The following is a 13069-nucleotide window of genomic DNA, read 5'->3' as shown; positions in this document are numbered from 1 at the left end:
TACTTGTTTTAAAAAAAGTAAAAATACAGTTTTAAATTACGAAAAGATTTGACGCTCTAAATACTCCAATATGTTTTCAGAAGCAGTCTTTCTATTTTTTGGAATTAAAATATTCTGAACAAAATTATCACGTTCTTCTTTCATCCAATCCTTTTCATTCAATACCACTTTTTCAATAAAATCGACTACCTGTTTTTTATTTCTGGACTGATAATGCGCTGCTACTGCTTTCTCCCCAAAAACATTCCAGTATTCCATAACCGATTCCTCTCTGACCATAAAAAGGGAAGGCTTTCCTGTGATCAGATATTCCCCCATAAATGAACCGCAATCGTGAATCAATGCATCTGAAGTTAAAAAAAGAGCTATATAATCACCATTGTCAAATTGGCCATTCTCTAAGCTTGACCATTTATTATAATAGTTGTCTGTTTTTTCTTTGCCCCAATTAACGTCTTGTTCTAATTTAACTCTTAACAGATGGTGTGGTTTAAATGCAATTTGTACCTTATCCTTATACTTTTCAGCCAATTCTAAAAAAAAGTCATGGTATTCTAAAAAATTTGCTACTCTATTCAACTCAGTCATTGAATGATGTGGTGCCCATATAATCTTTTTCAGCGCTAAATTTTTATTTTTCCAAACTGTATGATTTAGATTTTTATTGATTAATAACGGATCGAATCCCGGATAGCCTGTTACAATAGTATTCCTTCCTTTATTTTTTTGTTTTTGCAATGCGATTTCTTTATGAAGTGGAGTTTCGGCAAAAATTTTCCAAACAAGATTATGAAAATTTAAATTATAAATAAATTCAAAATTAACTGTCATAACAGCATAAGGTACATAACAAGTTAAGGTTCTTGAAAACTGTTTTATGTAATACCGATAATCCTGCAATCCTTCGTACGGATTGGTATAAAACACAAGGTCCGGTTCGAAACTTTTTTTTATATCCAAGTACTTTTTTGCTTCATTATCATAGGTTTTAATAACATCATAGCCTTTATTTTTAAAAGCTCTGAATGTTTTATCCATTTCAAACTGCATGTTTTCCACGCCATAATCTACCACAGGACAAACGAATAGAAATGGTTCAAATTTTGGATGTTTTAGCATTAAATCAAAAAGAACATCATATTTCCAAACTGATTCATGAGTCAAAAAGAAAGCAACTTTTACTTTTTCTTTTCCTCTCACAAGCTGAAGTGCTTTTCGGTGCTTTTTAGGTGCTTGTTTGATTTCATACCAATCAAAAGCAGCTCTTAATTTGGTGAAATTATAAATCCTGATTAACGAAATCCATAGTATTTCAGGTACGAACTTTTTAATAAATAATTTTAATTGTGCCATTTTTATCCAATCAAAATTAATACTTATTTAAAATCTCAACAATAAAATCTACTTCTGAATCCGTCAAGACCGGGCTCATTGGCAAACTCAAAACTTCATCATGAATTTTCTCCGTAATCGGAAACGATAACTGATTCCAATTCGGGAATGCATGCTGTTGATGTGGCGGAATTGGATAATGAATAACCGTCTGAATATTGTTTCGTACTAAATATTCTTGCAAATCTTCTCTATTTCTTGTTCGAACAACAAATAAATGAAACACATGATTTTTCGACAAATCCCAAACAGGAAGTATTATTTTATCGTTTTTAATTTCTGCCAAATACCGTTTTGCAATGACACGACGTTTATCATTATCAAGATCTAAATTGGGCAGTTTTAAGTTCAAAAAAGCAGCTTGCAATTCGTCTAATCTCGAATTTACACCAATAAATTCATTATAATATTTTTTTTCAGAACCGTAATTGCGTAGTGAAAACAGCACTTTTGCCAATTTGGGGTCATTTGTTGTAATAGCTCCACCATCGCCTAAAGCTCCCAAATTTTTCCCCGGATAAAAGCTGTAGGCGACTGCTGATTGTAGATTGTTGTTTCGAGTCTTTTGACTTTCGACTTTAAACTTTAAACTTTTTCCTGCCCCGTGAGACTGTGCTGCATCTTCAATAATTAACAAATTATTCTCTCTTGCAATGGCATTGATCTGATCCATTTCTGCCAATTGACCATACAAATGAACTGCTAAAATGGCTTTCGTTTTTGAAGTGATTTTTTCCGAAATTAAATCCGGATTTAGCGTATAGGTCTCTAATTTGGGTTCGACTAAAACCGGAACCAAATCGGCTTGCAAAATGGCTAAAATACTCGCAATATAGGTATTGGCAGGAACAATAACTTCGTCTCCTTTTCGGAGTTTCCCTAATTGAATATAGGCTTTAAAAATCAATGTCAAAGCATCCAGACCATTCCCCACTCCAATACAATATTCAGCATTACAATATTTAGCAAAAGCCTTTTCAAATGTCTCGGTTTCTTTCCCTAATATATACCAGCCGTTATGCAAAACCGATTTCAGTTTTTCCTGAAAAGCAGCTTCGTACGGCTCGTTTATTTTTTTCAGATCTAAAAAAGAAATCATATCAAAACGTTATTTAGTAAGCTATAATTGGAAGTTTCAACTTCGTAAAAATCGTGAATTATAGTGCTGGCTCCGAAGCTTTCCTTCCAATAGGACAATCCTTCATTTAGTTTTTTGCCCTGATTTTCATTAGAAATCCCAAAGTCAAAAAAACGCTTTTTGGCATATCTTTCCTGAATAAGATGTTGATATAAAAAATCTAAACTTCCTAAACGATCGTCTTGTTCCAACTTCGAAATATACTGGCAGTGTGCTACTGTTTCTGTTTCAAAAACAGTTGTTCCCCCTACGATTTTGTCTTCAAAATAAACGTTAAACTGACGAATATTATCGGGAAAAAGTACCTTTAACCGACTAATTTCTTCTAAGGAATGAACCGGTATTGCCTTGTGTTTTTTATCCAGATTGGGAATCAGAATTTCATTCCAGAACAATTCAAAATCATTTTCTTCTTTGATATGCAACTGATTTGAAACTGCTTTTTGAAAACCTCTTTTTCTAATTTTTGAAACCGTATTTTTTTGCGACAAATCAATAACAGAAAGGGAATCCCGACGGATCAACTTCCCTTGAGCTACAAACAAAACATATAAAATTTCTTCGGCGGGTTTTAAATGATAAATTGAAGGAAGCGTTTTAACAATTATTTTTTGAATTCCACTTTCATTCAAAAAAAACAGAACAGACTGAAAAACAGCAAGCACTGTGCTCAACTTGGTCTGATCCTTATAAACCAAGCCTCCGTAGGTAAGTCCCTGATGCGAATACACCAAATCACCTTCTTTATTAGCCGGTAAAACCGCTATTAATTTTTCATTTTTAAAAACAAGAAGCGAAAAATCTTCAAAACGATCCTGATGATACTGCATAAAATTACGATGAAATAAAAAAGTTGCATTTTTGGCCTTCGCAAGGAAGTCATTCCAAATTGCAAAATCATTTTGATCGTATTTTTTTACCGTATATTTCGTCATCCCTGATTTAACTATTTGTGATCAAATGCTTTCAGATACCATTTGTATTTTACCGCCATCAGCCTCACTATAATGATTACCAAAGAAGTTATCAAATACAAAAGATCATCCTCCAGATTCATTTTTTTTAGTATAAAGAAAACGGCTCCTCCTAAAATACAGATCGTAGCATAAATTTCTCTTCTGAAGATTGTTGGAATCTCCGTACATAAAATATCACGAATAACACCTCCAAAACAAGCCGTCATGGTGCCAAGAGCAATACAAATTATGGGATGTAAACCAATTGAAATTCCTTTTTCTAATCCAATTAAGGTAAAAACGCCCAACCCGATGGTATCAAAAAGAAACAAAGAAGTTCGTAGTCTGTCAAACTTTTTTCTGAAAAGAATGGCCAGAAAAAACCCGAAAGTAATAACGTAAACATATTGCAGATCTTTCATCCATCCAACCGGCGTTCTGCCTATTAAAACATCACGCAGGGTTCCTCCTCCAACGGCTGTAACAAAAGCAATAATAAAAACCCCAAACGGGTCTAATTTTTTATGCATTGCTGTTAAAGCGCCGGACATCGCAAAGGCCATCGTACCGATCAGGTCTAATAAATGGAACATTTTTTATTTTTAGTTACTAAGATTCAAAGGTGCATAGGTACAAAGATTTGACTAAATTATTTTACTTTATTCCTTGTTTTTACAGCGAACTCGCCATTATTTTTTGGTATAAATCGGACTTCTTTTCAATAAATACGAAACAGAATCGATCCAACTGTCTTTTATACTGAACAAAGGTTTTCTGGTTTGAGAATATATTTTTGTGTTGTTTTTGTACATATCAAAATATACTGTGTAGTAGTAATACGTCTGGGTATTGGTACTGGTTGTCCCAATATCGCTTGTTTTTACCTTTTTATTGTTATCGCTAATTTTAGCATTCCCACTATTATAGGCTACTGATGTTGCGCTTTCGGCCGTTGTAAAAGAAATTTTGGCAGCCACGATGTTGTCAACACCAAGAATTTTTTGAAGGTCTTCAATCGGAGTTTCGTCAATGTTTTTATAATCAATTCCGGCTTTGTGCAACAAACTGTTTGTTGTTCGCAAATCCTGAACCGTAAGCGGGAAAATATTAGAAGACTTATCTAATAATTTGTTATAAAGATCGTTTTGAGCAAATTTAGACATCTCCTCAGAACTTTGCAGATTGTCCGCATTTACATAAGGAACGGGCAATACCGCAATAGTATTGGGCTTCATATCGGCACTGGCTAGCGTTTGATTTGAGTTGCTGTTTGTATTAGTGCTACTTACCACATTACTGGTTGTAGAAACATCAAAGGTCTGAGAACGACCACTGGCAAAATCAATTCTGGCAATTTGGGAGATATCCAGTGAAATTTGCAACGTCTCACCCGGTAAAGAATATTCTACCGTTTTATCAGACATTTTTGCAATAGTACATTCAATAATCTGGTAGTCACGTTTTATTATTTTATCTAACTTTTTGCTTCCATTTTGAGCAAAACCTGCAATCGTAACCAATAACATAATTATCGCAAAAAACTTTGTAGTTTTCATAATCTTAATCATTTAAATTACCCTACTCTTATGGCTTTTCGGTGACTCCATTCAAAATACAGACAACAATATTATTACTTGCTAGATTAATTGATAAGCAGTATTTATGCGCTTATAATTGTTGCAATTTGATTAGTCAAAGTTATCAATTTAGAGGCTCGCAAAAAATGATATATGTCATACCTTTTGAATGCAATTAATTTCACCACATAGAGACATAGTCAACAAAACCTAAAAAAGACGTTTCACTCCAAATAAATCACGTAAGCCTATGCGAAAAAATTATGTTTTTCTTAAAACACTTCAAAATAGTTTTTTACCGCGAATTGACGCGAATTTTTAAAGTTTGACGACTATTATAATTCGTGTTAATTGTTGAAATTCGTGGCAACCCTTATTTTGTTCCCTGCCCCCTACATATTCTGCGTGTAAAAATTATAATCTTTTAAAATTACTCTTAGAAAATCACGTTCATTGCCGGATTGATTTTTGATTCCGGTAACACTTTCAATTTTAGTAACCAATTTAGTAATGGTTTCATAGTCGTTTTTAAGATCTGCTTTTTGAAATGTTTCCTTTATAATTCGCATATCATTATCAGACAATTTTATCACCAAAGGATAAGTCGGAATATAAGCGTCTCCTATCTCTTCGAGAATGGTATGACTTATATTAATTTTATTCTTTAAAGTAATAACAGCAGTTCCCGCCACCATGTCTCCCAAACGTTGTCCTTTTTTACTCGAAACTACAGCTACCAAAGCAATAACACCGCTAAAAATAGAAATATCTACAAGTCTGAAAAACCATCGCATCAAGTAGTCTCCAAAACCGGCCTGATAGCCATCAATTTTCACCACTTTTATCTTAACCAGCTTTTTTCCGATCGTTTGACCTTCAAAAATGCTTTCTAATGTGAGCGAATAAATGACAACCGGGAAATAAAGCAGCAAAAGGATCGATATTCTGGACCAGTTATCCATACCATCTAATGCCATATCTAAATGGAATGCGTAAAAAAATATCCCGTAAATGACTATGAGATAGGCAAATTTAATAATCAAATCGATAAAATAAGAGCCGATCCGCTCGCCGGCAGATGCTGCTATAAAATTTATTTTAACATTTTGCGTAGTATTTATTGATAATTCTGACATATTTTATATTTTAGCCCATAATGAGAGAGATCGCCTTCATAAAACAAAATAAAGAAAAATGGCTGGAATTTGAGCTAGCTATTTTCGGTAAAGCTAAAAAAAATCCTGATGAGTTAGCCAATTTGTACATTCAAATGATGAATGATTTGTCTTACGCCCAAACGTATTACCCAAAAAGCAAGACTGTCGTTTATCTAAATCATTTGGCTTCACAGATCTATCAGAAAATTTACAAAACCAAACGAGCCGAGAAAAACAGGTTTCTGGAATTTTTCAGAACCGAAGTGCCTTTGCTGGTGTACGAATACAGAAGATATCTCTTGTATTCATTTGTCTTATTTTTTATAACGGTGGGCATTGGTGTTATTTCGGCACGATACGACACTAATTTTGTTCGCTTAATTTTAGGAGACGGTTATGTAAACATGACTTTAGAAAACATTAAAAAAGGAGATCCTATGGCCGTTTATGCCTCTGGAAGTAATTGGGGAAGTTTTATTGGCATCACCATGAACAACCTTTATGTAGGAGCCAGATGTTATATTTACGGTCTTTTTGCAGGAATTGGCACTTTTTACATTGCCATGCAAAACTGCATTATGCTAGGGGCTTTTCAGTACTTTTTTTACGAACAAGGTGTTTTCTGGAAAAGCGTTCGTGGAATCTGGATTCATGGTTCTATGGAAATTTTTGCCATCGTAATCGAAACCGCTGCCGGATTTATTCTCGGAGCCTCAATATTGTTTCCAAAGACATTTTCCCGGGTAAATTCTTTTAAAATAGGTTTCAAAAACAGTTTCAAAATCTTCCTGAGCACCTTTCCTTTTACCATTGGTGCAGGATTCCTTGAAGGTTTTATCACCCGATATTCAATCGATATGCCCAACGTATTAAGCAGTTTTATCATACTGTTAACCTTAGGTATCATCTCTTTTTACTATTTGGTTTATCCTTTTATCGTACACAAAAAAACACAACAACTATCAGCCAAATTGATCTAATCAGTACCGATAATGAATAAAATTTTCTTTGTTTTATCTTTTCTTTTTTTCTTTAGCATCACAAATGCTCAAGATACCTTGGTGACTGTCGATCCGCCAAAAATTACTTCGGTAAAATATACGGAGAAAGATATCATAATCGATTCGGATACGGTTGAGGCCAAAACTTTTCATACAGATTTCAAGAAAAAATATACTTCCTCAGATTTTGTATACGAATACAAAGCCCCTGAGAAAAATCTCTGGGATCATTTTAAAGAATGGCTGGCCAGTATTTTAAGAAATCTCTTCACTTTCAGCAACCCGCAGGCCGCATTAAATTTTGTGTCTATTTTATTGAAAGTGCTCGCCGTACTGATTATTGTTTTTGTAATCTATCTGATCGTAAAAGCAATAATTAATAAAGAAGGTAAATGGATTTTCGGAAAAGATTCTCATAAAAAGACCATCTATTATTCTGAACTCGAGAAAAACATACATCTGTTAGATTTCAAAAAACTCATTCAGGAGAGTATCGAAAAAGGAGAAAGAAGAATCGCAATACGCTACTATTACCTTTGGTTATTAAAAGTTATGGCGCAAAACCATTATATCGAATGGGATATCGAAAAAACCAACTCCGATTATTTATACGAGCTTCAAAGTCCCGTTTATAAAGAAGAGTTCACTTATTTATCCTATTTGTACAACTATATTTGGTATGGCGAATTTGAAATTGATGAAACCACTTTCAAAAAAGCAGAAAACCGTTTTAAGAATTCAATAAAAACCTTTAGCAATGAATAAATCCGTCAAAATTTACATCGCTATTCTGGTTTTTGTTTTTGCTCTTATTGTAATAACCAGTGCCAATAAACCCAAACCGATCGATTGGAGACCAACCTACTCTGTCAATGATAAAATTCCATACGGATTATATGTTTTTGACAAAGAAATTGGTGGCTTACTAAAAAAGCAAAAAATCGAACGCATAGCTACTATAACTCCTTATGAGTTTTTAGATTCAAAATACATTCCCGATACCATTTCCGGAAAATACAGCATTAAAGGTACTTTTTTCAATATAGCCGAACTTGGCGATATTGACGATCAGTCCATAACCGAACTTTTTTACTTTGTATCTCATGGAAATAATGCTTTTTTGAGCATGAAAACATTTCCCCAGTCCATATTAGATAGTTTGAAGATTGAGATAAACACCAACTTTCAAGCTGCGCCTAATGCAAAGGTCTGGATGGCTAACGCAAAAGTAAGTTCCAAAAAATACCTGCTTAAAGATGTTGGTATTGAAAATTATTTCACAAAAATAGATACGGCAACGACTACCATTTTGGGCTATCAGGGAAATCAAAAAGAAAAACATGTCAACTTTATAAAAGTCCCTTATTCGGGTGGCTATTTTTATTTGCACATGCAACCTGTTGCTTTTACCAACTACCATTTATTAAAAAAGGATCATTATCAGTATGCCGAAAATGTACTTTCGTATATGCCAAAGGGAAACATTTACTGGTACACCAAAGGACAAAACAGCGAATCCATTTCTGATTCGCCGTTGCGATACATTTTAAGTCAGCCCGCACTAAAATGGGCGTGGTACCTGTTGCTAATTGGAATCCTGATTTTTATTCTTTTTAATGCCAAACGAAAACAGAGAATCGTTCCAATCTTAAAACCGCTCCCTAACTTAACCGTTGATTTTACCAAAACTATCGGAAACTTATACTACCAGGAAGGCGATCATGATAACATTATCGATAAAAAAATCATTTATTTCCTCGAAAGAATACGAAATGAGTACCTAATCGACACTACAAAACTCGACGATACTTTTATCCAGAAACTGCATCACAAATCAGGAAAAGAGGAAAAAGACATCCGCGAACTTGTATTTTTGATCAACGAATACCGACGAAGTTATCACGGAAGTCTCGAAGAAGATTTAATTCGAATTAATAATGCCATCGAGAAGATTTTAAATTAATACTTTTAACAGAAATTCATTCAAAAGAAAACATACCACAACATGGACGATATAAATACAACAAAAACAGAAATTACAAACGAAAATGTAAATTTTGAAACCCGACTAAACCTAACGCCACTTTTAGACCACGTTAGCAGTATCAAAAAAGAGTTGGAAACGGTAATTGTAGGTCAGCATAAAATGATTGATCAGCTTTTGGTTGCTATACTATCAAACGGACATGTTTTGTTGGAAGGAGTTCCCGGAGTTGCTAAAACCATTACGGCAAAATTACTGTCAAAAACGTTAAACATTGGTTTCAGCCGAATTCAATTTACACCTGATTTAATGCCTTCCGATATTTTAGGAACTTCGATTTTTAATCTGAAAAACTCTGAATTCGAATTTAAAAAAGGACCAATTTTCTCTAATTTAATCCTAATTGATGAGATTAACCGTGCTCCTGCCAAAACACAGGCTGCCCTTTTTGAAGTTATGGAGGAACGTCAGATTACTATTGATGGCTCTGCCTATAAATTAGAAACTCCCTTTTTGGTAATTGCCACACAAAACCCTATTGAGCAAGAAGGAACGTATCGTTTACCTGAAGCACAATTAGACCGTTTTTTATTCAAAATCACCATCGATTATCCAAAATTGGATGAAGAAATTCAAATCATTCAAAGAGAACATTTGCTACAAGATCACGGCAAACTGGAAGCGATAAAAACGATACTTTCTGCAGTAGAGATCAAAGCCTACCAAGCATTAATCAAACAAATCAGAGTAGAACAAAATCTATTGGAATACATTGCCAGAATCGTAGTAAACACACGTGAAAATGCCTTCTTGTACCTTGGAGCCTCTCCTCGTGCCTCAATCGCAATTCTGAATGCAGCCAAAGGTTTTGCAGCCATTCGCGGTCGCGATTTTGTAACACCGGAAGACATTAAAGACGCAACTGTTCCTGTGCTACAACACCGTGTTATCGTCTCACCGGAACGCGAAATGGAAGGAATCACAAGCTCTGAAATCATCAAACAAATCATAGAAACCGTTGAAATTCCAAGATAAATGTTCCTTGTAAAATGTAAAAAGTAACACGAAACATCCTAAACGTGAAACCTGAAACAAAAAAAACCTGAAACAAAAAAACTTGAAACAAAAAAACCTGAAACCATTAAAAACGTGAAATTCATAAAAAGTCTATACATCAACAACTTCTTCTTCTATGTGCTTCTGGGTATTGTCGGACTGTTTTTTTGTGCTTTTATTTTTCCAACTTTATATAACGGTGTTTGGTTTATAGTTTTAGTTCTCACTACTTTCTTAGTATTAGACATTTTACTCCTGTATTTAGCAAGAACCGGTATTGAAGCATCGAGAAATACGCCCGAAAAACTATCAAATGGCGATTTAAACCCAATACAAATTACAATCAAAAATCAATATACTTTTCCGATTTCGGCGAAGGTCATTGATGAAATTCCGTTTCAATTTCAAGTCCGTGATTTCAAAATTATAAAAAATATAAAAGCCTCCGCTCAGGAAGAAATCGGATATGATTTGCGTCCGACGGAACGTGGCGAATACTATTTTGGAAACCTTAATATTTATGTTTCTTCCCCATTAAAATTAATCTCCCGAAGGTTTACTTTTGACAAAGACCAAATGGTTCCAACCTATCCGTCTTATATTCAATTAAGGAAATACGATCTCTTTGCTATTTCGAACAACCTGTTTCAATACGGAATTAAAAAAATTCGCCGTATTGGACATACCATGGAATTTGAACAAATCAAAGAATATGTTCAGGGCGATGATCTGCGAACTATAAACTGGAAAGCAACAGCAAAGAAAAATGCTTTGATGGTAAATCAATTTCAGGACGAAAAATCACAATCAGTTTATCTGGCAATTGACAAAGGACGTGTCATGCAAATGCCTTTTAACGGCTTAAGTTTATTGGACTATGCTATAAATTCAACTTTGGTTTTATCGAATGTAATTCTAAAAAAACAAGACAAAGCAGGAATTTTTGCCTTCTCTAAAAAAGTCGAAAACAGAGTTTTTGCCGAAAAAAGAGGCTCACAAATGCAAAAGATCCTCGAGACTTTGTACAACATCAAAACCGATTTTTTTGAGAGTGATTACAGCCGTTTGTATGTTGACATCAAGAAAAACATCAACCAAAGAAGTTTGATCATTCTGTACACCAATTTTGAAACAATGGATGGTCTAAACAGGCAATTACCTTATTTAAAAGGAATTGCAAAAAGCCATTTATTAGTGGTGATTTTCTTCAGCAATACTGAACTGAATGAAATTATCCATAAAAAAACGGGTACGATACAGGAAATATACGATAAGGTTATTGCTGAAAAATTCATGTTCGAAAAACGACTAATCGCCAACGAACTTAAAAAGTACGGAATTCATTCGATACTTACACAACCCGAAAATCTGACTTTGGACGCTATTAACAAATATCTGGAAATTAAGTCGAGAGGGATTTTGTAATGTGAGTTAGATGTTTTTTGTGAAATGTGAAATGGTTACTAAATTTAAAATATAAAACTATGAAAAAAGTAATTTTGATTGTATTCGTTTTAACTGGCTTTTTATCGAGCGCACAAAAAACAGAAAATATTATTATCATCACCACAGACGGTTTTAGGTGGCAGGAAGTCTTTAAAGGGATGGATACCGCAATTGCCAACGACAAAAAATTCAATCAGGGAGACAGTACCTACATCTACAAGAAATATTACAGTGCTGACGGCAATGAAAGTCGCAAAAAAATAATGCCCTTTTTCTGGTCTGAAATTGCTTCGAAAGGGCAAATTTATGGCAATCGCGATTTCGGAAATAACGTTGACGTTTCCAATCCATACTGGTTTAGTTATCCCGGATACAGTGAAATCATGACTGGAAACGTAGATTTGCAGATCAATGCTAACTCTTACAAAGCCAATCCAAATGTAAATGTTTTGGAATTTTTAAATCAGCAGCCAAAGGAAAAAGGAAAAACGGTTGCTTTTGGTGCCTGGGATGCTTTTGACAGAATTCTAAACGAAAAAAGAAGCAACTTCCCCGTAATTTCGGCCTTTGATAAAGTAGGCGGAAAGAAGCCAACAGCAAATCATAAATTATTAAACGAAATGCGTGATAACTCGTTTAAGCCTTTTCATGAAGACGAATGCCTTGATGTTTTCACCCATTATGAAGCCTTAAACGAACTCAAAACCAACAAACCAAAAGTACTCTATATTGCTTACGGAGAAACCGATGAATGGGCTCATGCAGGACATTACAAATCGTATCTGGATGCCGCAAACCAAGTTGATAAATGGATCAAAGAAATCTGGAATTTCGTACAAAATGATCCACAATACAAAAACAAAACGACACTACTAATTACGGTAGATCACGGTCGCGGAGACAAAACAAAAGCACAATGGACCGATCACGGTAAAGATATTGAAGGAGCCTCACAAATCTGGTTTGCCGCAATGGGCCCTGAAATAGCGCCAAAAGGAGAAATCAAAACAGCTACGCAATTGTATCAAAAACAATTCGCACAAACCATTGCCAAAATCATGGGATATACTTTTACAGCACCCCATCCCGTAGAAAAAGAAATAACAGAATTGTTTAAAAATTAAGCAATCCGTAAGATAATTTTTTGCCACGAATTTCACGAATTCACACGAATTATAATAGTAGTCAAACTTTAAAAATTCGCGCCAATTCGTGAAATTCGTGGCAATCTTTTAAACCTTTTACTAAACTCTGCAGCTTTACCTCTCTGAGCCTTTGCAGCTTTAAAAAAAACTCAGAACCTTAGCAACTCAGTACCTCAGCACCTCAAAAAAAAACTCTGCCACTTTGCAACTCAACCCC

The 13069-nt window shown here is 34.5% G+C and carries 12 protein-coding genes; 6 read left to right on the top strand and 6 right to left on the bottom strand.

Translation table 11 applies throughout. From position 1 onward, the window contains the following. Positions 1 to 36: 36 nt before the first annotated feature. From LNP23_RS11650 to LNP23_RS11625, 6 genes are all read right to left on the bottom strand, one after another. The gene (locus LNP23_RS11650) at positions 37 to 1353 is read right to left on the bottom strand and encodes a CDP-glycerol glycerophosphotransferase family protein (protein ID WP_230005016.1); all 1317 of its coding nucleotides are present in this window, start codon (positions 1351 to 1353) and stop codon (positions 37 to 39) included. A 16-nt stretch (positions 1354 to 1369) separates the two neighbouring features. Beyond that, on the bottom strand, positions 1370 to 2491 hold the full coding sequence (locus LNP23_RS11645) for a DegT/DnrJ/EryC1/StrS family aminotransferase (RefSeq protein WP_230005015.1): 1122 nt from the start codon (positions 2489 to 2491) through the stop codon (positions 1370 to 1372). Beyond that, entirely contained in the window at positions 2488 to 3465 is a 978-nt protein-coding gene (locus tag LNP23_RS11640) for a GNAT family N-acetyltransferase (protein ID WP_230005014.1), read from the bottom strand. The genes LNP23_RS11645 and LNP23_RS11640 overlap by 4 nt, the downstream gene beginning before the upstream one ends. 11 nt (positions 3466 to 3476) lie before the next feature. Continuing rightward, entirely contained in the window at positions 3477 to 4079 is a 603-nt protein-coding gene (locus LNP23_RS11635) for a trimeric intracellular cation channel family protein (RefSeq protein ID WP_047775506.1), read from the bottom strand. A gap of 96 nt (positions 4080 to 4175) precedes the next feature. Further along, positions 4176 to 5042 (bottom strand): hypothetical protein, encoded by an 867-nt coding sequence (locus tag LNP23_RS11630; RefSeq protein WP_230005013.1) that lies wholly within the window; start codon positions 5040 to 5042, stop codon positions 4176 to 4178. Positions 5043 to 5455: 413 nt separating this feature from the next. Next, on the bottom strand, positions 5456 to 6199 hold the full coding sequence (locus LNP23_RS11625; protein WP_047775503.1) for an RDD family protein: 744 nt from the start codon (positions 6197 to 6199) through the stop codon (positions 5456 to 5458). Positions 6200 to 6219: 20 nt separating this feature from the next. Between LNP23_RS11625 and LNP23_RS11620 the strand changes: the two genes are divergently transcribed. The 6 genes from LNP23_RS11620 to LNP23_RS11595 all read left to right on the top strand — a co-directional run bounded on the left by LNP23_RS11620 (position 6220) and on the right by LNP23_RS11595 (position 12831). After that, entirely contained in the window at positions 6220 to 7200 is a 981-nt protein-coding gene (locus tag LNP23_RS11620; RefSeq protein WP_230005012.1) for a stage II sporulation protein M, read from the top strand. Between the two features lie 12 nt (positions 7201 to 7212). Further along, complete coding sequence (locus LNP23_RS11615) at positions 7213 to 7986, top strand: DUF4129 domain-containing protein (RefSeq protein WP_230005011.1); 774 nt, start codon at positions 7213 to 7215, stop codon at positions 7984 to 7986. Next, a complete protein-coding gene (locus LNP23_RS11610) occupies positions 7979 to 9184 on the top strand; it encodes a DUF4350 domain-containing protein (protein ID WP_230005010.1) in 1206 nt (401 codons plus the stop codon). The genes LNP23_RS11615 and LNP23_RS11610 overlap by 8 nt, the downstream gene beginning before the upstream one ends. Before the next feature lie 42 nt (positions 9185 to 9226). After that, positions 9227 to 10240 carry an AAA family ATPase gene (locus LNP23_RS11605; RefSeq protein WP_230005009.1) on the top strand — a complete coding sequence of 338 codons (1014 nt, stop codon included), beginning with the start codon at positions 9227 to 9229 and terminating at the stop codon, positions 10238 to 10240. Positions 10241 to 10354: 114 nt separating this feature from the next. Continuing rightward, the gene (locus LNP23_RS11600) at positions 10355 to 11686 is read left to right on the top strand and encodes a DUF58 domain-containing protein (protein ID WP_230005008.1); all 1332 of its coding nucleotides are present in this window, start codon (positions 10355 to 10357) and stop codon (positions 11684 to 11686) included. 59 nt (positions 11687 to 11745) lie between these two features. Further along, on the top strand, positions 11746 to 12831 hold the full coding sequence (locus LNP23_RS11595; RefSeq protein ID WP_230005007.1) for an alkaline phosphatase family protein: 1086 nt from the start codon (positions 11746 to 11748) through the stop codon (positions 12829 to 12831). Positions 12832 to 13069 lie beyond the last annotated feature (238 nt).

This window comes from Flavobacterium cupriresistens, from assembly GCF_020911925.1.
GTDB classification, from domain to species: Bacteria; Bacteroidota; Bacteroidia; order Flavobacteriales; family Flavobacteriaceae; genus Flavobacterium; species Flavobacterium cupriresistens.
Note: the sequence above shows the minus strand (reverse complement) of the source record. Positions and strands in the feature narration are given on the sequence as shown.